Raw genomic sequence first — 24,811 nt, 5'->3', positions numbered from 1 at the left:
CTGACGCGAAAGGGGCTGCTCCGGGACCGAAGTCCCGGAGCAGCCCCTTTCACAGGCTCACCCCGGAGGGCTACGCCTCCTTGCTCAGGTTCGGCCCGGCACCGCCGGCCGCCTGCTCGATCGGCGGGACGTCGGGGAGCGCCGACTTCTCCTCACCCCGGAAGGTGAAGGTCGCCGTGTCGCCCTCGCCCTCGGTGTCCACGACCACGATGTGGCCGGGACGCAGCTCGCCGAAGAGGATCTTCTCCGACAGCGTGTCCTCGACCTCGCGCTGGATCGTGCGGCGCAGCGGACGCGCGCCCAGCACCGGGTCGTAGCCCCTCTTGGAGAGCAGCTCCTTGGCGGACTGGGACAGCTCGATGCCCATGTCCCGGTCCTTGAGGCGCTCGTCGACCTTGTCGATCATCAGGTCGACGATCCGCAGGATGTCCGCCTGGCTGAGCTGCGGGAAGACGACCACGTCGTCGACGCGGTTGAGGAACTCGGGCCGGAAGTGCTGCTTGAGCTCGTCCTGGACCTTGTTCTTCATGCGCTCGTAGTTGCTCTTCGTGTCACCAGCGGCGGCGAAGCCGAGGTTGAAGCCCTTGGAGATGTCCCGGGTGCCGAGGTTGGTCGTCATGATGATGACCGTGTTCTTGAAGTCCACGACCCGGCCCTGGGAGTCGGTCAGGCGACCGTCCTCCAGGATCTGGAGAAGGCTGTTGAAGATGTCCGGGTGGGCCTTCTCGACCTCGTCGAAGAGGACGACGGAGAACGGCTTGCGGCGGACCTTCTCGGTCAGCTGGCCGCCCTCTTCGTAGCCCACGTAGCCGGGGGGCGAACCGAAGAGACGCGACACCGTGTGCTTCTCGCTGAACTCCGACATGTCGAGGGAGATCAGCGCCTCCTCGTCACCGAAGAGGAACTCGGCGAGGGCCTTGGACAGCTCGGTCTTACCGACACCGGAAGGGCCGGCGAAGATGAACGAGCCACCGGGACGCTTCGGGTCCTTCAGACCGGCACGGGTACGGCGGATCGCCTTGGACAGCGCCTTGACGGCGTCGACCTGGCCGATGACCCGCTTGTGGAGCTCGTCCTCCATGCGCAGCAGGCGGGACGACTCCTCCTCCGTGAGCTTGAAGACCGGGATGCCGGTGGCGGTCGCGAGGACCTCGGCGATCAGCTCGCCGTCGACCTCGGCGACGACGTCCATGTCGCCGGCCTTCCACTCCTTCTCCCGCTTGGCCTTGGCGGCCAGGAGCTGCTTCTCCTTGTCGCGCAGCGAGGCGGCCTTCTCGAAGTCCTGCGAGTCGATCGCGGACTCCTTGTCGCGGCGGACGCCGGCGATCTTCTCGTCGAACTCGCGCAGGTCCGGCGGCGCGGTCATCCGGCGGATGCGCATCCGGGAGCCGGCCTCGTCGATCAGGTCGATCGCCTTGTCCGGCAGGAAGCGGTCCGAGATGTAGCGGTCGGCGAGCGTGGCCGCCTGGACCAGGGCCTCGTCCGTGATGGAGACGCGGTGGTGCGCCTCGTACCGGTCGCGCAGGCCCTTGAGGATCTCGATCGTGTGCGGCAGCGACGGCTCCGCGACCTGGATCGGCTGGAAGCGGCGCTCGAGGGCCGCGTCCTTCTCCAGGTGCTTGCGGTACTCGTCCAGCGTGGTCGCACCGATGGTCTGCAGCTCACCACGGGCCAGCATCGGCTTGAGGATGCTCGCGGCGTCGATGGCGCCCTCGGCGGCACCCGCACCGACCAGCGTGTGCAGCTCGTCGATGAACAGGATGATGTCGCCGCGGGTGCGGATCTCCTTGAGCACCTTCTTCAGGCGCTCCTCGAAGTCACCGCGGTAGCGGGAGCCGGCGACCAGCGCGCCGAGGTCCAGGGTGTAGAGGTGCTTGTCCTTGAGGGTCTCGGGCACCTCGCCCTTGACGATGGCCTGCGCGAGGCCCTCGACGACGGCGGTCTTGCCGACGCCGGGCTCACCGATCAGCACCGGGTTGTTCTTGGTACGGCGGGACAGCACCTGCATGACCCGCTCGATCTCCTTCTCGCGCCCGATGACCGGGTCGAGCTTGGACTCACGAGCGGCCTGGGTGAGGTTCCGGCCGAACTGGTCGAGGACCAGGGACGTGGAAGGCGTGCCCTCCGCAGGACCGCCGGCGGTGGCGGTCTCCTTGCCCTGGTATCCGGAGAGCAGCTGGATCACCTGCTGCCGCACCCGGTTCAGATCGGCGCCCAGCTTGACCAGGACCTGGGCGGCGACGCCCTCGCCCTCACGGATCAGGCCGAGCAGGATGTGCTCCGTGCCGATGTAGTTGTGACCCAGCTGGAGGGCCTCGCGGAGCGACAGCTCCAGGACCTTCTTGGCACGGGGGGTGAAGGGGATGTGACCCGACGGGGCCTGCTGGCCCTGCCCGATGATCTCCTCCACCTGCTGGCGGACCGCCTCGAGCGAAATCCCGAGGCTCTCAAGGGCCTTGGCGGCGACACCCTCACCCTCGTGGATCAGGCCCAGGAGGATGTGCTCGGTGCCGATGTAGTTGTGGTTGAGCATCCGGGCTTCTTCCTGAGCCAGGACGACAACCCGCCGCGCGCGGTCGGTGAACCTCTCGAACATCGTTAATCGCTCCTCAGAGCGGTCAGGCAGTAAGGGGAACTTCCCCTCCCTGTCCTTCCGCAGCTTAGTCCCGCAAGCGGGGACCGCTCATTCCAACTGCCGACACCGTCGATGGCCTCCTGACCCCAGACGCCGACATCTGCCACAACCCGATGGTGCGAGACGATGTTCCCGCAGGCCAGGCACTTACCCCACTCGCCACTACGCCGATGGCGAACGTGAGGCGGCCCGATCCGCTCGTCGCCCCCTCCCACTAGGGATGTCTTACCCGCTGGGACTGACACTCCATGCCGCGCGCACCGGTTCCCTCCGCTATGGGCGAACAACCTTGCGCCTCCCCGCACCCCCGCACGCCCCCCTTTCCAGCACTCTGTGCGTCCGTTTCGCCACCCAGCGTAACTCGGGGGTTCTTTCGACTGTTGCACTTGGCATGGTTGGCGTCCCGCCCCCGGTTCCGGTACCGGCAGTCCGCGATGCGTCCGTCGCCGCCCCCGGCGTGCCCGTTCCCCGCCGGCCGGTCGAAGCGGCCGGCTCCTGGGAACGGGTGCGGTGGTGGTACGAGAGCGTGCTCGGCTGGCCGACGGCCCCCGGGGCGCCGCTCCGGCTGCGTACGGGAGTCCGCTTCGACGTCCTGGACGTCCCGGCAAAGGCCGGTCACGCGGCGCTGGAACGGCTCGGACGCCGTGGCACCGGCCCGCGGCGGCCCGGGTTCCCGGTGGCCCTGCGGGGTGAGCGGATGCTGCTGCTCGTGGCCGCGGGCGGCGCGGACGAGCTGCCCGGGCTGCTGGAGTGGCTGGAGTGGGGGTCCCTGCCGCTGGACCTGACGGCGGTCGGAGCGGGTGGCCTGGTCGACGCGCCGCCGGGGCCGATGGCCGACTGTATCGGGGAGGGCGGCGCGGGCGGTCAGGGCGGCGCGGGCGGTCAGGGCGGCACCGGCGGTCCGGGCAGCCTCCTGGACCGCGTGTCCCCTGCCCCGGCCCCTGCTTCCGGCTCGGTGCTCCCGCCGCCGCGTCCCCCGGACCGCGACGGTCGGCTCCGGCGAGGGGCCGCCGTCTGGCTGCGGCCCCCGGAGCAGGGGTGCGAGGTCGAGGCCTCGCTGCCGACACTGTCGGCCGTGGGCGGCGTCGGGTCCGCCCCCGATCTCGCCCGGCTGGTGCACACCCTGGCGACGGAATGCCACCGGGTCCGCCTCTCGCCGCCCCGGGCGCTGAGCCCGTGACGTGTGGCGCGGCCGGGTGATCAGCCGTTGGCCTTCTCGTACGCCTCGCGGATGATCGCGGGGACACGGCCGCGGTCGTTGACCTCGTAGCCGTTCTCCTTCGCCCAGGCGCGGATCGCCGCGGTGTCCTGGCTGCCGCCCGAAGAGGCACGCGCCTTGCCGCGCCCGCCGGAAGCACGGCCCCCGGTGCGACGCCCGCCCTTCACGTAAGGCTCGAGAAGACCGCGGAGCTTGTCCGCGTTGGAGGTGGTGAGATCGATCTCGTACGTCTTGCCGTCCAGCGCGAACGTCACGGTCTCGTCTGCCTCGCCACCGTCGAGGTCGTCGACAAGAAGGACCTGAACCTTCTGTGCCACCGGATTTCCTTTCATCGATAACTTGAGGGACCGGACGTCCGCCGGCGTCCGCCGTATCGCCGTCCCTTGTTATATGCAGTACTGCAGTACGTCGGAAAGCAAACCGCTTTTGCCGGGAAAACACAAACCCCCGGCGGAGACCGGTTGCCCGCCTCCGGGACGGAAAGATGCGCGTTTCGGACATAGGGAACCCGCGCACGGTGCAGCGGTGGAATAAACCTGGCGAAGGATGCCTGTCGAAGCCCGTCGAAGCCCGTGACAGCCTGTCGGTGCCCGGCGATCACAGATGCAGAAGCATCCGGCTGTTGCCCAGGGTGTTCGGTTTCACTCGTTCGAGACCCAGGAACTCCGCAACGCCCTCGTCATAGGAACGCAGCAGCTCCGCGTAGACATCCGTGTCGACGGGCGTCTCCCCGATCTCGACGAAGCCGTGCTTGCCGAAGAAGTCCACTTCGAAGGTCAGGCAGAAAACGCGGCGAACACCGAGCCAGCGCGCCGTGTCCAGCAACTTCTCCAGCAACCGGTGTCCGACGCCGAAGCCCTTCAGGCCGGGCTTCACCGCGAGAGTCCGCACTTCCGCGAGGTCTTCCCACATGACATGCAGGGCGCCGCAGCCGACCACCTCGGCGTTGTCGTCCCGTTCCGCGACCCAGAACTCCTGGATGCTCTCGTAAAGCGTCACCATCGCTTTGTCGAGCAGGATGCGGTCACGAACGTACGCGTCGAGGAGCCGGCGCACGTCCGGGACATCGCTGGTGCGGGCCCGCCGGACGGTGATGGCTTTTGGCATGTGGGGACGCTATCGCTCGCCGGCGTCCGGTACCGAACCGGGGTTGGGAGCGGGAGTATCCGGTCGGGTATCGGGCGGGGTATCCGGACCCTGCACGATGCGGATGGCGTCTCTCAGTGCCTGGCGCTGTTCCTCGCTCATCATGCCGAAGAAGGCGATGAGGGCGGCGGCCGGGTTGTCGCTCTGGGACCATGCGTCGTTCATCAGCGCGGCGGCGTAGGCGGCGCGGGTGGAGACCGCCTCATATCGATAGGCCCGGCCTTCCGCTTCGCGGCGCACCCAGCCCTTCTGATGGAGATTGTCCAAAACGGTCATCACCGTGGTGTAGGCGATGGACCGTTCCTGTTGCAGATCTTCCAGGACTTCTCGAACGGTCACGGGGCGATTCCACTTCCACACCCTCGTCATGACCGCGTCTTCGAGTTCTCCCAATGGGCGAGGCACGCTTCGAACGATAGTGGGAGATCCCGGCGATGGCGTGCCGGAACGTGCCGTACGTGCGCGTTCGGTGTCGAACGGGCGCGAAAAGGGCGTACGACTCCTCATGGTGGGTGCGGGGAGTCGTACGCCCGTGGGGCGGAGTGGTGCCGGGGCGGATCGATCCGGGTGGCGCCGCCGGTCAGGCCTCGGGGTGGGCGGACGGCTGGCGGGCGCCCTCCGCTCGCGCGAGGGCGGCGTCGACGGCCGCGTCCTCCTTGGCCTTGTTGGCGCCGCCCTGGGTCTTCACGATCACCCTGATCACGCCGATGAAGAACACGGCCATGACGGCCGGGGGCAGGAGCGCGGAGACGTAGTCCATGGATCCAGGGTAGCCAGGCCGTCTCAGCCGGCGGCGAGGTGGTGCCGGGACGCGGACTCGGACTCCGGCTCGGGCGGGGCGGGCTTGCGGCGGGGGAACACCTCGCCCGGGGTGGGGACGGGGCGTTTGGGGGTGGCCGGCTTCGGGGTGGGCTGCTGTGCGGGCTTCCGGGACGGGTCCTGCTCGGGCTTCTTGTCGGACTGCCGGCCGCCGGGGAGGGCGAGGAGGAGACGGGTGCCGGTGCGCGTGCGCGCGGCCGGGAGGGTGACCTTGGGGGCGGGGGGCGCCGGGGGCGCGCAGCGGGCCAGGAGGGCGGCTGCGGCCGGGTTGCCGCGCAGGGCGCCGAGGGCGGCCAGGTCGTCCGCGTCCGGGCGGTGTCCGGCGGCCAGGGCCTCTTCCAGGAGCGCGAGGTAGCCGGTGGCGGTGCCGGGGAGGGCGGCGCGGTACCGGGCGAGGTCGGCCACCAGGAAGGCGCGCAGCCTGGCGCTCTCCCGCATCGCCTCGTCGAGCGACTCTGCGAGGTGGAGGCAGTCCTGCGCCTCCTGTGCCGAGACGTGGCTGGGCTTGAGGGCGAGGGCGAGGGCGCGCCGGAGCACACGCAGCTCCTGAGCACCGAACGCCATGCCGCCGCGGGGTCCGTAGGGCGTGGGCATGCGGTGACGATACGCGCTAATCAGACAAACTCGGCATAGGGGGTGGGGTGTGGCGTGGGGGCCACTCGGTTGCGTAGGCCTCCGGCGGTGGTGCGGGGTGCCTGGTTGGTGGGGGTGCGGGTAGCGCGCGGTGTGTGGTCTGTGGGTCGGGGCCGCGCCGGGGGGTGTCCGTCCTCGGAACGGCGCGGAATCGGTCGGCTACTGGGGTGAACGGCGCGGACGCGCCAACCGCTGCGGGCGGACACCCCCCGACACGTCCCCTTCCCGCCGTACGCGGCCAACCGTCCGCGCGGGTGCGCGGGTGCGCGGGTGCCACGCCATCCCGCCCAGCTGCGGGCAGTCGTGCCGCTGGGGCGGCACGGGTGGGCGCAGGCGGCACCCCGTCAGCGCCGGGCCGCGCGACCCACCCCCGACGCCCACCCCACGCCGGTGACCTGTGGACGCCGGGCGCGGAGCCCACCCGCACGCACCCCGGGTCACCCGCTACAGGCGGGACACGTTCCGCTCGTACACCAGGCGGAGTCCCATCAGGGTCAGCCACGGCTCGTGTTCGTCGATGACCGAGGACTCGCCCAGCACCATCGGCGCCAGACCGCCCGTCGCGATGACCGTGACGTCGTCGGGGTCGTCGGCCAGCTCGCGGGCCATGCGGTTGACGACGCCGTCGACCTGGCCGGCGAAGCCGTAGACGATCCCGGACTGCATCGCCTCGACCGTGTTCTTGCCGATCACGCTGCGGGGACGCGCCACCTCGATCTTGCGGAGCTGGGCACCCTTGACGCCGAGTGCCTCGACCGAGATCTCGATGCCGGGGGCGATGACCCCGCCGACGTACTCCCCACGCGCGCTGACCGCGTCGAAGGTCGTCGCCGTGCCGAAGTCCACGACGATCGCCGGGCCTCCGTAGAGCTCGACGGCCGCCACCGCGTTGATGATGCGGTCGGCGCCGACCTCCTTGGGGTGGTCGGTGAGGATGGGCACGCCCGTCTTGACGCCCGGTTCGACGAGGACGGCGGGGACGTCGCCGTAGTAGCGGCGCGTCACCTCGCGGAGTTCGTGCAGGACCGAGGGGACCGTCGCGCAGATGGCGATGCCGTCGATGCCGTCGCCCAGTTCGTCGCCGAGAAGCGGGTGCATGCCCATCAGGCCCTGGAGGAGGACCGCCAGCTCGTCGGCCGTGCGGCGCGAGTCCGTGGAGATGCGCCAGTGCTCGACGATGTCCTCGCCGTCGAAGAGGCCCAGGACGGTGTGCGTGTTGCCTACGTCGATCGTCAGCAGCATGGCTTCTACTCCGCCGCTCGCAGGTCCAGGCCGATGTCCAGGATGCGGGAGCTGTGGGTGAGGGCTCCCACGGCCAGGTAGTCGACGCCCGTGGTCGCGTACGCCTTGGCGTTGTCGAGGGTCAGGCGGCCCGACGCCTCCAGGGCGGCCCGGCCGCCGACCAGGGCGACCGCCTCCTCGCACTCGGACGGGGTGAAGTTGTCCAGGAGGATCAGGTCGGCGCCCGCGTCGAGGACCTCGCGGAGCTGGTGCAGGGTGTCGACCTCGACCTCGATGGGGACGTCCGGGAAGCGTTCGCGGACGGCTTCGAAGGCCGCTGCCACACCGCCGGCCGCGATCACGTGGTTGTCCTTGACCAGGGCCGCGTCCGAGAGGGACATGCGGTGGTTGACGCCGCCTCCGCAGCGGACCGCGAACTTCTCCAGGCTGCGCAGGCCGGGAGTCGTCTTGCGGGTGTCGCGGACCTTCGCCTTCGTGTCGTCCAGGACGTCCGCCCACGCGCGCGTGGCGGTCGCGATGCCGGACAGGCGGCACATGAGGTTCAGCGCGCTGCGCTCGGCGGTGAGGATGTCGCGGGTGCGGGTGGTGACGGAGAGGAGCTTGTCGCCTTCGGCGACGCGGTCGCCGTCCTCCACGTGGCGTTCCACCTCGAACTCGTCCGTGCAGACGACCGAGAGGACCGCCTCGGCGACCCTGAGGCCCGCCACGACGCCGGGCTCGCGGGCCGTGAAGTCGGCGGTCGCCACGGCGTCCTCGGGGATGGTCGCGACCGTCGTGACGTCCACGCCGCCCGCCAGGTCCTCCTGGATCGCCAGGTTCGCCAGGTCCTCGATCTCGACGGGGTCGAGGCCGGAGTCCAGGAGGAGTGCCGCCAGGGCCGGGTCGAGGCCGCACTCCATGTAGGTGTCTTCGTCGGTGTCCGCGCCGCAGGCGCAGCCGTCGCCGCAGCCTCCGCCGGAGGCGAGGGGAAGGTCGGGGGTGTTCACTGCTGTCACTGCTCCTGGGGACGCTGCGTCGGCTGGGGAGAGGGATTCGTCGGGGGGAATTCTGGCGTGTCCGTGGTGTGCACGGCGAGGGTGCGGTCCGGGTTCAGGCGTACGACGATGTGCCGGCGCCACGTCGTGTCGTCGCGGTCGGCCCGGTCCTCGCGCCAGTGGCAGCCGCGGGTCTCCTCGCGCCGGGCCGCCGCCGCCACCAGAACGCGGGCCACGCACAGGAGGTTGGTGGCCTCCCACGTGTCCACACCCGGTTCGGACGTCTTGCCGTGCTCGTGCAGGGCCTCGCGGGCCTCGGTGTGGAGGTGGTGGAGCCGGTCCGCCGCGCGGGTGAGCGATTCCGCCGAGCGCAGCACGCCGGCGCCCTCGGTCATGATCCGCTGGACGGCGAGGCGGGACTCGGGCGGGAGGAGGGGGTGCTCGGGCTGTTCGCGGTGCGGCAGGGCGGCCGGTACGCGCGCGTGCAGGGTGCCTTCCGCGTGGGCCGTCGCTATGTCGGCGGCGATGCGCTCCGCGTAGACCAGTCCTTCGAGGAGCGAGTTGGAGGCCAGGCGGTTGGCTCCGTGCACGCCCGTGCAGGCCACCTCGCCGCACGCGTACAGGCCGGGGACCGTGGTGCGGCCCGAGGCGTCGGTGCGGACGCCGCCGGAGGCGTAGTGGGCGGCCGGGGCGACCGGGATCGGCTCGGTGACCGGGTCGATGCCGTGTGCGCGGCAGGCGGCGAGGATCGTGGGGAAGCGCTTCTCCCACATCTCGGCGCCGAAGTGGCGGGCGTCCAGGTACATGTGCTCGGCGTTCTGCTGCTGCATGCGGCGCGTGATGCCCTTGGCGACGATGTCCCGGGGGGCGAGTTCCGCGAGTTCGTGCTGTCCCCGCATGAAGCGCACGCCGTCGGCGTCCACCAGGTGGGCGCCCTCGCCGCGTACCGCCTCCGAGACCAGGGGCTGCTGGCCCTCGGCGTCCGGTCCCAGGAAGAGGACCGTGGGGTGGAACTGGACGAACTCCAGGTCGCTGACCTCGGCGCCCGCGCGGAGGGCGAGTGCCACGCCGTCGCCCGTGGAGACGGCGGGGTTCGTCGTGGCCGAGAAGACCTGGCCCATGCCGCCGGTGGCGAGGACCACGGCGGGGGCGTGGACGGCTCCGACGCCGTCGTGCTGGCCCTCGCCCATGACGTGCAGGGTGACGCCGGCCGTGCGGCCGTCGGCGTCCGTGAGGAGGTCCAGGACGAGGGCGTTCTCGACGGTGCGGATGCCGTGCGCGCGGACCGCCTCGACCAGCGCGCGGGAGATCTCCGCGCCCGTGGCGTCGCCGCCCGCGTGAGCGATGCGGCGGCGGTGGTGGCCGCCCTCGCGGGTGAGGGCCAGGCCGCCCTCGGTGGACTCGTCGAAGTGCGCGCCGGTCGCGATGAGGCGGCGTACGGCGTCCGGCCCCTCGGTGACCAGGGTGCGGACCGCCTCCTGGTCGCACAGGCCCGCGCCCGCGACCAGGGTGTCGTCCAGGTGCTGTTCGGGGGTGTCGCCCTCCCCCAGGGCCGCGGCGATGCCGCCCTGGGCCCAGCGAGTGGAGCCGTCGTCGAGGCGGGCCTTGGTGACGACGACCGTCCGCAGGCCCGCCGCCTCGCAGCGCAGGGCCGCGGTGAGGCCGGCGACTCCGGAGCCGACGACCACCACGTCCGCGGCGATGGCCCAGCCGGGCGCGGGGGCGTGCAGTCGTATGCCTGTGCTGGTCACGAGGCGGCTCCGAAGGTGAGGGGTGCGTTGTCGATCAGCCGGGTCGCGCCGACCCGGGCGGCGACGGCGAGGACGGCGTCACCGGTGTGGTCGTCGCCGATCTCGGTGAAGTCGGACGGGTCGACCAGGGCGAGGTAGTCCAGCTCCAGCGGCGGGTCGAGGCGGGCGGCGTCGTCGAGCACCAGGCGGGCGGCGGCGCGTACGGCTCCCGGGGTGCCCGGGGACGCGTTCGAGACGGCGTGGGCGTCGGCCGCCGCGCGGGACTCGCCCAGGGCGCTCAGCGCCTCGGCACGCGCGTGCGTGGCGGGCACCTCGCGGGCCCGCGCGCGCAGCGCCTCCTGGGCGGCGTGCCGGTCGAGGCCGGCGAACAGCGCCTGGGAGAGGGCGAGGGCGGTGCGGCGCTCCTGGGGCGAGAGGTAGCGGTTGCGGCTGGAGAGGGCCAGGCCGTCGTCCTCGCGCACGGTGGGGACGCCGACGATGTCCACGCCGAAGTTCAGGTCGCGGACCATGCGGCGGATCAGGGCGAGCTGCTGGGCGTCCTTCTGGCCGTAGAGGGCGAGGTCCGGGCGGGTCAGGTGGAGCAGTTTGGCGACGACGGTCAGCATGCCGTCGAAGTGGCCGGGGCGGGAGGCGCCCTCCAGGCGTTCGCCCATCGGGCCGGCGGTGACGCGCACCTGGGGTTCGCCGCCCGGGTAGACCTCGTCGACGGAGGGGGCGAAGACGGCGTCCGCGCCCGCCTGCCCGGCGATCCTCAGGTCGGCGTCCAGGGTGCGCGGGTAGCGGTCGAGGTCCTCGCCGGCGCCGAACTGGAGCGGGTTGACGAAGACGGTGGCGACGACCTCGCCGTCCGGGCCGGCCAGGTCGCGGGCCGTGCGGATCAGCGTGGCGTGGCCCTCGTGCAGGGCGCCCATGGTCATCACGACGGCCCGGCGGCCGTGCCGCACGCGCGCGTGGAGTTCGTCGGCCGTGCGCAGCAGGACGGGCGGCGGGGTGGTGGTGGTCATCGGGCGTCTCCCTCGGTGCCGTCGGTGCCGTCTGTGCCGCCGGTGTCGCCGGTGCCCGTGGGGTCTTCGGTTCCGGTGGGGTTGTCGGTGCCCGTCGTGCCGCTTTCGGTGCCGGTGGTGTCTTCCGGGTCCGTGGGGTCGTCGTCGGTGGGGGCGAGGGCTCGCGTCGCGCCGCCGGGCCCGTCCGGCCCGTCGGGTCCGTCGGGTCCGTCGGGTCCGTCGGCCGTGGTCGCGGTTGCGGTTGCCGTTCCGGTCCCGTCGGCGAGTACCCCGAGGAGGTCCTCGGCGAGTTCCGCCCTCAGCAGGCCGTGGTCCAGGGCCCGGTCGGCGGTCGCGCGGGCCATCGCCACGTAGCCGGCGACCGCCTGCGGTGCGTGTGCGCGCAGCTCCTCGATGTGCGCGGCGACCGTGCCCGCGTCCCCGCGCGCGACGGGTCCGGTGAGGGCCGCGTCGCCGGAGCGCAGGGCGTTGTCGAGGGCGGCGCCCAGCAGCGGGCCGAGCATCCGGTCGGGGGACGCGACGCCGGCCGTGCGCAGCAGCTCCATGGACTGGGCGACCAGGGTGACCAGGTGGTTGGCGCCGAGTGCGAGCGCGGCGTGGTACAGCGGGCGCCGCTCCTCGGCGATCCACTCGGGCTCGCCTCCCATCTCGATGACCAGCGCCTCGGCGGCCAGCCGCAGCTCCTCGGGCGCGGTGACGCCGAAGGAGCAGCCGGCCAGGCGCTGGACGTCCACGGGGGTGCCGGTGAAGGTCATCGCCGGGTGCAGGGCGAGGGGCAGGGCGCCGGCACGCAGGGCGGGGTCCAGGACCCTCGCGCCGTACCGCCCGGAGGTGTGCACGAGCAGTTGTCCCGGCCGCACCGCCCCCGTCTCGGCGAGCCCGGTGACCAGCCCCGGCAGGGCGTCGTCGGGCACGGTCAGCAGGACCAGTTCGGCGCGCTGGAGTACTTCGGCGGGCGGGACGAGCGGCACGTCGGGCAGGAGTGCCCCGGCGCGGCGTCTGGAGGCGTCGGAGACCCCGGAGACGGCCACCGGGCGGTGCCCGGCGAGCTGGAGCGACGCGGCCAGCGCGGGGCCCACGCGTCCGGCGCCGACGACGCCTACGGTGAGCCGCGCGGGGCGGTCCTTGGGGTCTGGCTGTGGGGTTGTGTTCACGCGACGGCGGCCTTCCCGTTCCAGTCCGCTCGGGGTACCGGACGATTTCTCGTCATGTTAACGCGATTGGTTCGGGGCACGTCCGGTCGTCCACAGGCTGTGGGTTTCCGCACGGCGGCCGGACACACGCCGCGGTGCGTGCCGGGCCGCGGCGAAACCAGGGTGCCCCGTCCGCGGCCCGCGCGGCATGATCCCGGCATGAGCGATACGGCAGAGCAAGCTGAAACGACCGAGGAACGGTACCGGCGGCTTCGTGCACGACGCGTGGCCGTCCACCGCGACGCACAGCGCCTGCTGGCGCGCCCTGGATTCATCACGTCCCTGCGGGAGCGCATGGCGCTGCTGGACGACGCCGACGAGCTGTACGACCTCGACGAGCCCTCCGACATGTACGGCAACGGCATCGTGGCGGCGCTGGAGGAGAAGACCGCCGCCCTGCTCGGCACCGAGGCCGCCGCCTTCTTCCCGACCGGCACCATGGCCCAGCAGGTGGCCCTGCGCTGCTGGGCGGGCCGCACCGGCAATCCGGCCGTCGCGCTGCACGGGCTGGGCCACCCCGAGGTGCACGAGCGCGACGCCTTCAGCCGGGTCGGCGGACTGCGCCCGGTACGGCTGACGGACGAGCCCAGGCAGCCGACCGCCGACGAGGTACGCGGCTTCGACGAACCGTTCGGCGCGCTGATGCTGGAACTGCCGCTCCGGGACGCCGGCTTCCTGCTGCCCACCTGGGAGGAGCTGACCGAGGTCGTCGCCGCCGCGCGGGAGCGCGACGCGGTCGTCCACCTCGACGGGGCCCGCCTGTGGGAGTGCACCGTCCACTTCGGCCGCCCGCTCACCGAGATCGCCGCCCTGGCGGACAGCGTGTACGTCTCGTACTACAAGTCCCTCAAGGGCTACGGCGGTGCCGCCCTGGCCGGTCCCCGGACACTGGTCGAGGAGGCGAAGGCCTGGCGGCACCGGTACGGCGGCCTGCTGTTCCAGCAGTTCCCCACGGTGCTGTCCGCGCTCGCGGGGCTGGAGCGCGAGCTGCCCCGGCTGCCCGAGTACGTGGCCCACGCGCGCGTGGTGGCCGCCGAGCTGCGCGAGGGCTTCGCGGCGGCCGGGTTCCCGTGGGCGCGGGTGCACCCGGAGGTGCCGCACACCCACGAGTTCCAGGTCTGGCTGCCCTGCGACGCCGACGACGCGGGCGAGGCCGCGCTGCGGCAGGGCGAGGAGACCGGGACGATGCTCTTCTCCCTGCCCTGGGACAGCCGTGGTCCGGGGATCGCCTTCACCGAGATCGGGGTGGAGTCGGCGGGCCTGGAGTGGACGTCCGACGACGTGAAGGCGGCGGTCGCCGACTTCGCGGCCAGGCTGAAGCTCTGACCGACCGTGCGCGGGGCGCCGGGGTCACCGGGGTCCCGGGCTCAGCCCAGGGCGCGCGGCCGCAGGGCCCACCACCGGCGCAGGGCGCGCCGCAGGCGGCCGTGCGCGGGGCGGCCGGTGAGCACGGCCCGGAACCGGCGGTGGTCGCGCCACTCGCGCACGACCTGCCGGTCCAGGGTGCCGGGTGCCGGCGGCGCGGGCTCGCCGAGCTGCCGGGCGCGGTAGGTGTCGAGGAGGTACTGCTGCGTGATGCTCATGACGGATCGCCTTCTCCAGGGGACGTGGGAGTGGAAGTCGGGCTCCGCGGCTGCCCCGTGGCTCCAGACTGCGCCCGCGGCGAGCCGCGGTCCCGTCGATTGACGGCGGCGGTCAATCGGCGGCGGCGTTGTCAGTGGCGGGGTGCACCATGAGGGCATGAGCGTGCGCATCGACATCACGGGGCTGCGGCCGGAGAGGATCGCCGTCGTGCCCTCGCCCCTGGCCGAGCTGGGCATGGCGCTGCACGCCCTGTCCGAGCCGGGGCACCACCCGGGACTGCAGGGCTGGGCGACGGGCGTGACCGCGCGGCTCGACTCGCATCTGGCCGACCGGATGTGCGAGGCCGACTTCCTGTGGCGGACGACGTTCTCGGACCTGTTCATGCCCTTCGCCGGCGTGCCGGGCGGGGGCACGCTGCCCGGCGCCACCCTCGCCGAGGACCTGGACCTGCTCGACAAGCTGTCCGACGAGCAGTTCGTGGACGCGGCCCTGGAGTTCACCTGCGCGCTGCCGTACAGCACCGGTGGCGTCTCGGCGCTCGCCGACCCCGAGGCGCGCCGCCGCGCGCTGGACCTGGCCGCCGCGCGGGGGCCGCAGCAGCTGCGGTTCAGCGAGCGGCTGCTGGCCGACCCGCCGCGCATCCGCGGGTGGCTGCGGCAGTTCGCGCAGGACTGCGACGAGGCGTTCTTCGCGGAGGCCTGGTCCCGGCTGCGCCACCAGCTCGCGGCCGACGCCCGGCACAAGACGGAGCTGCTGCGCCGCAAGGGCCTGGCCGAGGCACTGGCCGCCGTGTCCCCGGCCGTCTCCCTGGACGAGGGCGCCGCGCGGATCACGGTCGACAAGCTGGGCGACGGCCGCTCGGCGACCGGGAGCGGCGGCCTCCTGCTCGTCCCGACCAGCCTGGGCTGGCCGCACCTGATGGTCCTGCACCGGCACGACTGGCAGCCGGTGCTGCACTACCCGGTCGCCTCCCCGGAGCTGGCCTCACCGCCGTCGGTCGAGCAGCTCACCCTGCGGATGACCGCACTGTCCCACCCGGTCCGGATGCGGATCTGCCGCCACCTGGCCCGCAGCGCCTACACCACGAGCGAGCTGGCGCAGGCGCACGGCATGACGGCACCGGAGATATCCCGGCACCTGGGGGTGCTGAAGAAGGCGGGGCTGATCACCACCCGCCGCCGCGGCCGGTACGTGCTGCACCAGCTGGACGTGACGGTGGTGGCGCGGCTGGGCAGCGACTTCCTGGAGGGCATACTCCGCTGATCACGGGGCGGGCGGTCCGATCGGGGCCCGACCGGCCCCGCACGCCCGTCAGCCCTGCCCGCCGCCCGCCCGCACCAGCCCCGTCTCGTACGCGAGGACCACCACCTGCACCCGGTCGCGCAGGTCCAGCTTGGTCAGGATGCGGCCCACGTGGGTCTTCACCGTCGCCTCGGACAGCACCAGCCGGGCCGCGATCTCCCCGTTGGACAGGCCCTGCGCGACCAGCACCATCACCTCGCGCTCCCGCTCGGTGAGCCGCTGGAGCTCCTTGTGCCGGGGCTCCTGGCCGGTGGCCGGCAGCATCGGCGCGAAGCGGTCCAGGAGCCGGCGGGTGGTCGACGGCGCGACCACCGCGTCTCCGCTGTGCACGGAACGGATCGCGGCGAGCAGTTCGCCCGGCGGCACGTCCTTGAGCATGAAGCCGGAGGCGCCCGCCTTCAGCGCCGAGAAGGCGTACTCGTCGAGGTCGAAGGTGGTCAGGATCAGCACCTTCGGCGCCGCCGGGTCCACGCAGATCCGGCTGGTGGTCTCGACGCCGTCGAGCTTGGGCATGCGGACGTCCATCAGCACGACGTCCACGGCGGTCGAACGCAGCACCTGGAGGGCCTCGACGCCGTCGCCCGCCTCCGCGACGACCTCCATGTCCGGCTGCGCGGCGAGCACCATCCGGAACCCGGTGCGCAGCAGCACCTGGTCGTCGACGAGCATTACGCGGATCGTCATCGAGGCCTCTTCCATGCGGGGCTTGCGGTCTTACAGGTGTCAACGCGGTACGCGCGTAAGGGCGCGGTGGTTCAGTGTGCGGGTTTCAGGGGCAGCAGCGCGCTGATGCGGAATCCTCCGCCCGGACGCGGGCCCGCGTCCAGGGTGCCGCCCACCATGCCGACCCGTTCCCGCATGCCGATCATGCCGTGGCCCTGGCCGTCGAAGCCGCCCTCCTCGTACAACTCGTGCGGGGCGCCCTTGCCGTCGTCCTCGACGAGCAGACCGAGGCCGTCGTCGAAGTAGACCAGCCGCACGCTCGCGCCCGCGTTGGGGCCACCGTGCTTGCGGGTGTTGGTCAGCGCCTCCTGCACGATGCGGTACGCGGTGAGCTCGACACCGCTGGGCAGCTCGCGCGGGGTGCCCTCGACCTTGAAGTCGACGGGCAGGCCGGAGCTGCGGCACTGCTCCACGAGGTCCTCGATCTGCTGGACGTCGGGCTGCGGCACGTACTCGCCGGCCTCCTCGTGCTCGCCGGTGCGCAGCACGCCGAGCAGGCGGCGCATCTCGGCGAGGGCCTGGCGGCCGGTGGAGGAGATGGTCTCCAGAGCCTTCTTCGCCTGGTCGGGGGCGGCGTCCATGACGTAGGCGGCGCCGTCGGCCTGGACCACCATCACGGAGACGTTGTGCGCGACGACGTCGTGCAGCTCGCGCGCGATCCGGGCGCGTTCGGCGGCGACCGCGACCTTGGACTGCGCCTCGCGCTCCTTCTCCAGCCGGGCGGCCCGCTCCTCCAGCTGCGCGAAGTAGGCACGGCGGGTGCGGATGGAGTCGCCGAGCACCCAGGCGAGGGCGAAAGGCACCGTCTGGAAGACCATTATGGCGATGTTGGCCCCTATGCTCAGCTCCCCGTCGGCCCAGCGCAGCTGGGCGACGGGGGCCGCGCACAGGCCCACGGCGAGCGCGGTCCGGGAGGCCCAGCGGGCTCCGGTCGCGGCGACGGTGTAGACGATCACCAGGAAGGCGAAGTCGGCCGGGAGCGTGGAGACGTCCAGCACCAGTTGCCCCACGCCGAGGGCGAGGGCGAGCATCAGCATCTTCTCCGGCATCCGCTGCCGCAGCGCGATCACCAGGCACAGCGGGACGGAGAAGACGACGAGCAGCGCCGTGGTGTCCGTGCCCGCGCCCCGCGGCTGCGGGGCGGTCAGGGACACCAGGGAAATACCGAGCAGGACGAGGGCCCAGAAACTGTCGACCCCGGTCGGGTGTCTGCGGATGAAGTCGTAGAGGCGCTGCACGTAACCCAGCGTAGGGAAGCGGGATAGGTGCAGGGGTCAACCGGAGGGCCGATCCGCAGCCTCCACGCATACTCCGCAAGGTGGAGGCTCCGTTCCTCTGTACCCCTAGCCTGGGTCTGTGACAGCTGGGACAGGTGGGCCCGAAGAGGCCTGCGGGGCGCATGAGGACGGGCAGGACTGGCGAGGCTGGCGAGAGGCCGCGCAGGACGCCCTCTACGGACCGGCCGGTTTCTACCGCGTCGCGCCCGGCGGACCGGCCGGGCACTTCCGGACGTCCGTGCACGCGTCGCCGCTGTTCGCCGGTGCGGTGGCGCGGCTGCTGTGCCGGGTCGACGAGGCGCTGGGGCGGCCCGCGCCGCTGGACTTCGTGGACATGGCGGCCGGCCGCGGCGAGCTGGTCACCGGGGTGCTGGCCGCGCTGCCCGCCGACGTGGCCGCCCGCACGCGCGCGTACGCCGTCGAGATCGCCGACCGCCCGGACGGGCTGGACCACCGGATCGAGTGGCTCACCGAGCCGCCGCGCGGGACGACGGGGCTGCTGTTCGCCAACGAGTGGCTGGACAACGTGCCGGTGGACGTCGCGGAGGTGGACTCCGCCGGAGTGGCCCGGCGGGTGCTGGTCCGGGGCGACGGGACCGAGCGGCTCGGGGAGCCGGTGGCCGGGGCGGAGGCGCGGTGGCTGGCCCGGTGGTGGCCGCTGACCGGCGAGGAGGGACTGCGGGCGGAGATCGGGCTCCCCCGGGACGCCGCCTGGGCCCGGGCCGTCGCGGCCCTGGACGCCGGGCTCGCCGTGGCCGCCGACTACGCGCACACCACGGCCACCCGCCCGCCGTTCGGGACGCTGACGGGCTTCCGCGAGGGGAGGGAGACGCCGCCCGTGCCGGACGGGTCCTGCGACATCACCGCGCACGTGGCACTGGACGCGTGTGCGGCCGCCGTGAAACGCACTGACGCGTGCGAGGCCGCCGTGAGACGCACTGACGCGTGCGAGGCCGCCGGGAAGCGCACTCCGGAGCGCACGCTCCCCGACGCGCTGTCGCGCCCCCAGCGGGAGGTCCTGCGCGCCCTCGGCATCACAGGCGTACGCCCCCCGCTCGCGCTGGCCTCCACCGACCCGGCGGCGTACGTCCGCGCGCTGGCGGGCGCCTCCGAGGGCGCCGAGCTGACCGCGGCGGGCGGGCTCGGCGACTTCCGGTGGCTGCTCCAGCCGGTCGGGCCCGTCGACGCCGAGGCCCTACTTGTCGATGTCCCCGACCACGAAGAACAGTGACCCGAGGATCGCCACCATGTCGGCGACCAGCGTCCCGGGCAGCAGCTCGGCGAGCGCCTGGATGTTGTTGTACGAGGCCGAGCGCAGCTTCAGCCGGTACGGGGTCTTCTCGCCCTTGCTGACGAGGTAGTAGCCGTTGATGCCGAGCGGGTTCTCGGTCCAGGCGTACGTGTGGCCCTCGGGCGCCTTGAGCACCTTCGGGAGCCGCTGGTTGACCGGCCCGGGCGCCAGCTCGGCCAGGCGGTCCAGGCAGGCGTCGGCGAGGTCGAGGGCGTTGTGCGTCTGCTCCAGGAGGCACTCGAAGCGGGCCAGGCAGTCGCCCTCCGCGCGGGTGACGACCTTCAGGGTGTCCTGGAGCTCGCCGTAGGCCAGGTACGGCTCGTCGCGGCGCAGGTCGAAGTCGACGCCGGAGGCGCGGGCGATGGGCCCGCTGACGCCGTACGCGTGCACGGCCTCCGGGCTCAGGGCGCCCACCCCGCGCGTGCGCCCCCGGAAGATCTCGTTGCCGAGCACCAGGTCGTCGAAGACGTCCATGCGCGAGCGAACGGCGGCGACGGCACCACGCGCGCGTGCGGCCCATCCGGCGGGCAGGTCCTCCTTCAGGCCGCCGACGCGGTTGAACATGTAGTGCATGCGCCCGCCGGAGACCTCCTCCATGACGTTCTGGAGGACCTCGCGCTCCCGGAAGGCGTAGAAGACGGGGGTGATGCCGCCCAGCTCCAGCGGGTACGAGCCGAGGAACATCAGGTGGTTGAGCACCCGGTTCAGCTCGGCGAGCAGCGTACGCGTCCACACCGCGCGCGTGGGGACCTCCATGCCGAGCATGCGCTCCACGGCGAGGACCACGCCCAGCTCGTTGGAGAACGCCGACAGCCAGTCGTGGCGGTTGGCGAGCACGATGATCTGACGGTAGTCACGGGCCTCGAACAGCTTCTCCGCGCCGCGGTGCATGTAGCCGATCACGGGCTCCGCGCGGACGATGCGTTCGCCGTCCAGGACGAGCCGCAGCCGCAGCACTCCGTGCGTGGACGGGTGCTGGGGCCCGATGTTGAGCACCATGTCGGTGCTCTCCGCGGCGCCGCCGATGCCGACCGTGGTCTCCGTCGTAGGAGTCATGCACCCAGTCTCCCCTACGTACGCTGGCCCCATGGAGACGGGGAGCCCTGACGACACGGGCACGGCGGGAGCGACGGAAGCCGCGCGTGAGGAGCCGGTGTGGACCGGCCTGCCGCCGGGACTGCTGCGGATGCGACGCCTGCTGCTGGTGGTGTGGCTGGGGCTGCTCACCGTCGCCGCGGGCCTGCTGCCCGGCCTGTTCCTGGGGCCGGCCTGGGCGTTCCTCGCGCTGCTGCCGTCGGCCCTCGCGGTGTGGGGCTGGGTGATGCTGGAGCGCAACTGGCGTTCCTGGCGGTACGCCGAGCGCGCCGACGACCTGCTGATCAGCCGGGGTGTGCTGTGGCGGGAGGAGACCGTCGTCCCGTACGGGCGCATGCAGCTGGTCGAGGTGACGTCCGGGCCGGTCGAGCGGCACTTCGGCCTGGCCAGCGTCCAGTTGCACACGGCGGCCGCCGCGACCGACGCGACCATCCCGGGCCTCGACCCGGCCGAGGCGGAACGGCTCCGCGACCGGCTCACCGAGCTGGGCGAGGCCCGATCGGCGGGGCTGTGACGACGCCCGGGGAGGAGGAGACGGGCCCGGTGACACCGGGGACGGAAGACTCCCGCAGCCGCCCCGCGACACCCGCACCGGAAACGGCCGGCGCGGGCCCGGCGGCGCCGTCCGAGACGGACGCCCCCAGTCCACGCCCCGCCACACAGGGGCCGGAGGAACCCGGTCGGCACCCCGCCTCCCTCCGGACGGAAAACTCCGACCCGCGCCCCGCCGCACCCACGACGGAAACGGCCGACGCGGGCCCGGCGGCGCGGGCCCGAAAGGAATCCGGCACGGGCCCCGCGACACCCGACCCGGAGGAATCCGACACGGACCCCGCGACACCCGGCCCAGAGGAATCCGACACGGGCCCCACGTCACCCGGGACGGGAGAGGCCGGCACAGGCCCCGCGACACCCGGCCCAGAGGAATCCGGCACGGGCCCCACGTCACCCGGAGACGGAATCACCGAGCGCCGGCTGCACCCCGTCACGCCCCTGCGGCGGGCGTGGGCGCCGGTGGCCGTGCTGGTCGGGTGGGCCGTGCACGACCCCGACCAGGCGCAGCGCCAACTGACCCGGCTGACCACGACCCACCTGCTGATCGGCCTCGCCGTACTGATCCCGGCCGCCGCCCTGTACGGCTTCCTGACCTGGTGGTTCACCCACTACGCGGTGACCGACACGGAGCTGCGCATCCGCACCGGGCTGTTGTTCCGGCGCACCGCCCACATCCGCCTCGAACGCATCCAGGCCATCGACGTCACCCAGCCCCTCCTCGCCCGCGTCGCGGGGGTCGCCAAACTCAAACTCGACGTCATAGGCACCGGCAAGAAGGACGAACTGGCCTTCCTGGGCGCCGGCGAGGCCCGCGCGCTGCGGGCCGAACTGCTCGCCCGCGCCGCCGGCCTCGCCCCCGAGACCGCCCACGAGGTCGGCGAGGCACCCTCCCGGCAACTGCTGCGCGTACCGCCGCGTGTGCTGGCCGTCTCGCTGCTGCTGACCGGCGCCACCTGGGGCACGCTGATCGCCGCCGTCGTCGTCCCCACACTCCTGTGGCTCGCCACCCACAACCTGTGGACGGTCCTGGCGACCGCCCTGCCGCTGCTGGGCGCCGCGGGAGCGAGCAGCGCGGGCCGGTTCGTCGGAGAGTACGACTGGACGGTGGCCGAGTCCCCGGACGGGCTGCGCCTCGATCACGGGCTGCTGGACCGCGCGCACGAGACGGTGCCGCCGGGCCGGGTGCAGACCGTGCGGATCGTGGAGCCGCTGCTGTGGCGGCGGCGGGGCTGGGTGCGGGTGGAGCTGGACGTGGCCGGGTCGTCGAACTCCGTGCTGCTGCCGGTCGCCCCGCGCGAGATCGCGGAGTCGGTCGTGGCGCGCGTGCTGCCCGGGGTGACCGTGCCGACCGACCCGGAGCTGTCGCGCCCGCCACGCCGAGCCGCACGCTGCCGGCCGCTGTGGTGGCGGGGCTACGGCCTCGCCGTCACCGACACGGTCTTCGCCGCCCGGTACGGGCTGCTGCGCCGCAGCCTGGCCCTGGTGCCGCACGCCAAGGTGCAGAGCGTCCGCCGCACCCACGGCCCGTGGCAGCGGGCACTGCGGCTGGCCGACGTACGGGTGGACACGGGGGCGAACAAGACGGTGACCGCGCGTCTGCGCGACGCCGACGAGGCGGCGGAGCTCCTGCGGGCCCAGGCGGAACGCTCCCGGACCGGCCGCCGGGACGCGCTGCCGGACCGGTGGATGGCCTGAGAACCCCACACACCGCCCCGTGCGGTCAGGACACGGCGCTGCGCAGCCCCTGCACGTCGATCTGCTCCGTCTCGTCGTGGGCGGTCAGGTCGATCACCTGGCCCACGTCCCGGGACTCCTCGCCGGCCGGCTTGAAGCCCGCCTCCTTCTCCGCCTTGTGCAGGGCGAGGGCCTCCTGGCCGACCACGTCGGCGAGGTCCTCGTTCTGGACGGTCTCCAGGGTCTCGGGCGACGACGACGTGCCCTCCTGGTCGTCCTTGGTGCCGAAGAAGTCGAAGCCGCCCTCGACCACGGGGCGCCGCGCCGGGGCCGACGGTACGACCGCCACCGCGGCCGGCACCGTGTAGTGACCGGTGGCCTGTCCGGTGGGCGCGGTGGGCTGCGCGGGCCGCTCGTCGGGCTCGGCCGTGGGGGAGGAGGCGGCGGCGGTGCGCTCGTGTCCGCCGGCCGCCTCGGGCTGCCCCTGCGCCTCGTCCTCCCGCGCGGTGCCGTCCGCCGCCGCGCGCTCCCCGCCACCGTTCCCGTCATCGCCTCCGCCGTCACCGGAGTCGCCGTCACCGGAGTCACGGTCGCCGGAGTCACGGTCGCCGGAGTCGCGGTCGCCTGCGGGCGCGTCCTCGGCGAAGCGGGCCAGTGCCGCGTTCGCCCGCAGGAACAACCGGGAGCCCTCGGGAGAGAAGACGGCGGGGACTTCCCCGGCGGCCGCGTCGGTCGCCGCGTCCTCGACCGCCGCGTCCTCGGCCACCGGGTCCTCGGCCACCGAGTCCCCGGCCACCGGGTCCTCGTCCGGTGCCGGGCGGGCGGCCGGCAGCGCGGGCACCTGCGGCACAGCCTCTATCTCCAGCAGCCGACGGCCCTCCAGCGCGCTGGCCCGCTCGGTCTCGGCGGTGGCGTAACGCCGCAGCAGGGAGGCGTGCTCGTTGCGCAGCCCCGCCAGTTCGGTGCGCTTGGCCCGCAGCCGGTGCTCCAGCTTCTGGCGCAGTTCGCGCGACTCCTCCAGGTCGGACTCCAGTTCGGCGACCCGTTCCTCGTAGCGCCACTCGTCGCTCGCCCGCGCGCGCGTGAGGTCGGCGACCCGCTTGCCCGCCTGGGCGTCCCAGTGCCGCATGACGACCGCGCCGGCGACGGCCGTCACCGCGGCGGCCGCGGCCAGTGCGCGCAGGACCGTCGCTTCACTGAACACCCAGGGGCCGAGGGCGCAGACGACGGAGACGCCTGCGATCGCCGACGGCGGAAGCAGCCTGTGCAGGGGCGGGGAATGGCGGTGACGTCCACGTGGCATGGCCAGAAACTTACCGCGCGTAGGCGAATCTTGGCGCCCCGCCCCGCAAAAACACAGCCATCTCGAAGGTGTTCACACGCCACCGGCATTCCACAAGGCCGCCGACGCCCGAATTACCTCAAGATCATTTCAAGACCGGCCGCCGATCCGCCCGCTCAGCCACTCCAGCGTCGCGGGAATCTCGCGGCGCCAGGTATTGAAGTTGTGCCCGCCGCTTTCCAGGATGATCGACGAGATCCGCGTCGGCTTCCGTTCCTTCACCAGATCGATGAACTTCACCGTGTCCTTGTAGTTCGTCTCACCGGACCGGCTGCTGCTGACGAGCAATGAAGTGTCCGGTGCGGGCAGGTTCTTGATGCACCACCACAGACTTGCCCGATTCTCCGCACCCTTGTCTCCCTGGAAGAGATCGCCCGTGGTGGGATCGCTGGGCGCGTCGTAGTAGGCGGACAGCCCGGCCCCCGCTCCGAACACCTCGGGGTGATGCATGGCGAGCTTCAGAGCGCAGTAGCCACCGGTCGAGTTGCCGACGACTCCCCAGCTCCCCCGCCCTTTGCCGACGCGATAGTGCGCACTCACGGCCTCGGGAAGGTCCTTGGCGAAGAAGGACTCCGTCTGCGGGCCGCCCGGCACGTCCACGCACTCGGTGTCGCGCGGCGGCGCCACGGTGGGCCGCAGCATCACCAGAATCATCGGCCGCATCCGCCCCGCCTTGGCCAGATCGAACGCCGTGCGCGGATAACGGAGCTTGTCCACCAGCGCCGAGGCGGTCCCCGGATAACCGGTCAGTACGACGGCGGCGGGAAAGGTACGCGCACGGTGCCGCGCCTGGAAGTACTCGGGCGGCAGATACACGTACGCGGGCGACGCGATCCGTGTCGTACGGCCCACGACCCGTATCTCCTGCACCCGCCCGGCAACCTCCGGCCGCCCCCCGCCCGCCGGTGTCACCCGCCGTTCACCCACGACCCGCAACGGGCCGCCCCCACCCGCCGAGTGATCCACGACCACCCCCTGGCCGTCCACCCGCCCGAACAGGTCGGCCCAGCTCCCGTAGAACCCGAAGGCCTGGTTGGCGGCCAGCCCCACCGCCGCGAACACCGCCACCTGAGTACCCAGCAACAGCCCCACCCGCCCCAGCACGGCCCGTACGCTCCGCCGGCCCAGCCGTGGCCACCACCACACCGTGCCGGCGAACAGCAGCACGCCGGACACCACCGCCAGCGCCAGCACCTTGTCGCTCGTGAGACCCATGCGTTGCTACCTGCCTGTGCTTTCCAAGGGGCTTTCCGACAGGCGGAGTGAACCTCTCCACCCGAGACACCGTCCTAGAGGTCGCAATGTCGCCGGATGCCCGAAACGGGCCCGGATCCACGATCTCTCGCAGAACC

23 protein-coding genes are annotated in these 24,811 nt (G+C 72.7%); 6 read left to right on the top strand and 17 right to left on the bottom strand.

Going from position 1 to position 24,811, the window contains the following annotated elements; all coding sequences use genetic code 11:
• Positions 1–70 precede the first annotated feature (70 nt).
• Positions 71–2,596, bottom strand: coding sequence for an ATP-dependent Clp protease ATP-binding subunit (locus KUM03_RS13940; RefSeq protein WP_217247904.1), 2,526 nt, complete (start codon positions 2,594–2,596; stop codon positions 71–73).
• Positions 2,597–3,026: 430 nt separating this feature from the next.
• Here KUM03_RS13940 and KUM03_RS13935 point away from each other — a divergent pair, with 430 nt between their 5' ends.
• A complete protein-coding gene (locus KUM03_RS13935; RefSeq protein WP_217247890.1) occupies positions 3,027–3,815 on the top strand; it encodes an SCO3374 family protein in 789 nt (262 codons plus the stop codon).
• Between the two features lie 20 nt (positions 3,816–3,835).
• Here the strand turns inward: KUM03_RS13935 and KUM03_RS13930 are convergent, their stop codons facing one another.
• The 10 genes from KUM03_RS13930 to KUM03_RS13885 all read right to left on the bottom strand — a co-directional run bounded on the left by KUM03_RS13930 (position 3,836) and on the right by KUM03_RS13885 (position 12,577).
• Entirely contained in the window at positions 3,836–4,171 is a 336-nt protein-coding gene (locus KUM03_RS13930; protein WP_217247887.1) for an Lsr2 family protein, read from the bottom strand.
• Positions 4,172–4,451: 280 nt separating this feature from the next.
• On the bottom strand, positions 4,452–4,961 hold the full coding sequence (locus KUM03_RS13925; protein ID WP_217247885.1) for an amino-acid N-acetyltransferase: 510 nt from the start codon (positions 4,959–4,961) through the stop codon (positions 4,452–4,454).
• Between the two features lie 9 nt (positions 4,962–4,970).
• Positions 4,971–5,405: a BlaI/MecI/CopY family transcriptional regulator gene (locus tag KUM03_RS13920; RefSeq protein ID WP_073726721.1), complete on the bottom strand. Its 435-nt coding sequence runs from the start codon at positions 5,403–5,405 to the stop codon at positions 4,971–4,973.
• A gap of 175 nt (positions 5,406–5,580) precedes the next feature.
• On the bottom strand, positions 5,581–5,760 hold the full coding sequence (locus KUM03_RS13915) for a hypothetical protein (RefSeq protein WP_053134922.1): 180 nt from the start codon (positions 5,758–5,760) through the stop codon (positions 5,581–5,583).
• 23 nt (positions 5,761–5,783) lie between these two features.
• Complete coding sequence (locus tag KUM03_RS13910) at positions 5,784–6,413, bottom strand: hypothetical protein (protein WP_254399298.1); 630 nt, start codon at positions 6,411–6,413, stop codon at positions 5,784–5,786.
• 483 nt (positions 6,414–6,896) lie between these two features.
• Positions 6,897–7,694 (bottom strand): type III pantothenate kinase, encoded by a 798-nt coding sequence (locus KUM03_RS13905; RefSeq protein ID WP_217247883.1) that lies wholly within the window; start codon positions 7,692–7,694, stop codon positions 6,897–6,899.
• 5 nt (positions 7,695–7,699) lie between these two features.
• Complete coding sequence (gene nadC, locus KUM03_RS13900) at positions 7,700–8,680, bottom strand: carboxylating nicotinate-nucleotide diphosphorylase (protein ID WP_217248086.1); 981 nt, start codon at positions 8,678–8,680, stop codon at positions 7,700–7,702.
• A 5-nt stretch (positions 8,681–8,685) separates the two neighbouring features.
• The gene (locus tag KUM03_RS13895; RefSeq protein ID WP_217247881.1) at positions 8,686–10,419 is read right to left on the bottom strand and encodes an L-aspartate oxidase; all 1,734 of its coding nucleotides are present in this window, start codon (positions 10,417–10,419) and stop codon (positions 8,686–8,688) included.
• Positions 10,416–11,423 carry a pantoate--beta-alanine ligase gene (gene panC / locus KUM03_RS13890; protein WP_217247879.1) on the bottom strand — a complete coding sequence of 336 codons (1,008 nt, stop codon included), beginning with the start codon at positions 11,421–11,423 and terminating at the stop codon, positions 10,416–10,418. Before panC ends, KUM03_RS13895 begins: the two co-directional genes overlap by 4 nt.
• Complete coding sequence (locus KUM03_RS13885; protein ID WP_217247876.1) at positions 11,420–12,577, bottom strand: Rossmann-like and DUF2520 domain-containing protein; 1,158 nt, start codon at positions 12,575–12,577, stop codon at positions 11,420–11,422. Before KUM03_RS13885 ends, panC begins: the two co-directional genes overlap by 4 nt.
• Before the next feature lie 198 nt (positions 12,578–12,775).
• Between KUM03_RS13885 and KUM03_RS13880 the strand changes: the two genes are divergently transcribed.
• Positions 12,776–13,942 carry a low specificity L-threonine aldolase gene (locus KUM03_RS13880; protein WP_217247874.1) on the top strand — a complete coding sequence of 389 codons (1,167 nt, stop codon included), beginning with the start codon at positions 12,776–12,778 and terminating at the stop codon, positions 13,940–13,942.
• 41 nt (positions 13,943–13,983) lie between these two features.
• Here the strand turns inward: KUM03_RS13880 and KUM03_RS13875 are convergent, their stop codons facing one another.
• Positions 13,984–14,199 (bottom strand): hypothetical protein, encoded by a 216-nt coding sequence (locus KUM03_RS13875; RefSeq protein WP_217247866.1) that lies wholly within the window; start codon positions 14,197–14,199, stop codon positions 13,984–13,986.
• Between the two features lie 157 nt (positions 14,200–14,356).
• On the opposite strand from KUM03_RS13875, the gene KUM03_RS13870 reads away from it, so the two are divergent.
• Complete coding sequence (locus KUM03_RS13870; protein WP_217247864.1) at positions 14,357–15,463, top strand: DUF5937 family protein; 1,107 nt, start codon at positions 14,357–14,359, stop codon at positions 15,461–15,463.
• A gap of 48 nt (positions 15,464–15,511) precedes the next feature.
• Here the strand turns inward: KUM03_RS13870 and KUM03_RS13865 are convergent, their stop codons facing one another.
• Together KUM03_RS13865 and KUM03_RS13860 are read right to left on the bottom strand one after the other, a co-directional pair.
• Positions 15,512–16,186: a response regulator transcription factor gene (locus KUM03_RS13865; protein WP_073726709.1), complete on the bottom strand. Its 675-nt coding sequence runs from the start codon at positions 16,184–16,186 to the stop codon at positions 15,512–15,514.
• Positions 16,187–16,257: 71 nt separating this feature from the next.
• Positions 16,258–17,463, bottom strand: coding sequence for a sensor histidine kinase (locus tag KUM03_RS13860; RefSeq protein WP_217247861.1), 1,206 nt, complete (start codon positions 17,461–17,463; stop codon positions 16,258–16,260).
• A gap of 118 nt (positions 17,464–17,581) precedes the next feature.
• On the opposite strand from KUM03_RS13860, the gene KUM03_RS13855 reads away from it, so the two are divergent.
• Positions 17,582–18,733, top strand: coding sequence for an SAM-dependent methyltransferase (locus tag KUM03_RS13855; RefSeq protein WP_217247859.1), 1,152 nt, complete (start codon positions 17,582–17,584; stop codon positions 18,731–18,733).
• On the opposite strand, the gene KUM03_RS13850 is transcribed toward KUM03_RS13855, so the two are convergent.
• Positions 18,698–19,849, bottom strand: a complete 1,152-nt coding sequence (locus KUM03_RS13850) for an NADH-quinone oxidoreductase subunit D (RefSeq protein ID WP_217247838.1) — start codon at positions 19,847–19,849, stop codon at positions 18,698–18,700. The two genes, KUM03_RS13855 and KUM03_RS13850, sit on opposite strands and share 36 nt — an antisense overlap.
• A 31-nt stretch (positions 19,850–19,880) precedes the next feature.
• Here KUM03_RS13850 and KUM03_RS13845 point away from each other — a divergent pair, with 31 nt between their 5' ends.
• Both KUM03_RS13845 and KUM03_RS13840 read left to right on the top strand, forming a co-directional pair.
• Positions 19,881–20,402: a PH domain-containing protein gene (locus tag KUM03_RS13845; RefSeq protein ID WP_217247836.1), complete on the top strand. Its 522-nt coding sequence runs from the start codon at positions 19,881–19,883 to the stop codon at positions 20,400–20,402.
• 446 nt (positions 20,403–20,848) lie between these two features.
• Entirely contained in the window at positions 20,849–22,138 is a 1,290-nt protein-coding gene (locus tag KUM03_RS13840) for a PH domain-containing protein (RefSeq protein ID WP_217248079.1), read from the top strand.
• 25 nt (positions 22,139–22,163) lie between these two features.
• Here KUM03_RS13840 and KUM03_RS13835 read toward each other — a convergent pair whose 3' ends face one another.
• Together KUM03_RS13835 and KUM03_RS13830 are read right to left on the bottom strand one after the other, a co-directional pair.
• On the bottom strand, positions 22,164–23,420 hold the full coding sequence (locus KUM03_RS13835; RefSeq protein ID WP_217247828.1) for a hypothetical protein: 1,257 nt from the start codon (positions 23,418–23,420) through the stop codon (positions 22,164–22,166).
• A gap of 129 nt (positions 23,421–23,549) precedes the next feature.
• Entirely contained in the window at positions 23,550–24,674 is a 1,125-nt protein-coding gene (locus KUM03_RS13830) for an esterase family protein (RefSeq protein ID WP_217247824.1), read from the bottom strand.
• Positions 24,675–24,811 lie beyond the last annotated feature (137 nt).

Source organism: Streptomyces sp. AC602_WCS936 (assembly GCF_019049125.1).
GTDB lineage: Bacteria > Actinomycetota > Actinomycetes > Streptomycetales > Streptomycetaceae > Streptomyces.
This window is presented reverse-complemented; position numbering and strand designations above follow the sequence as displayed.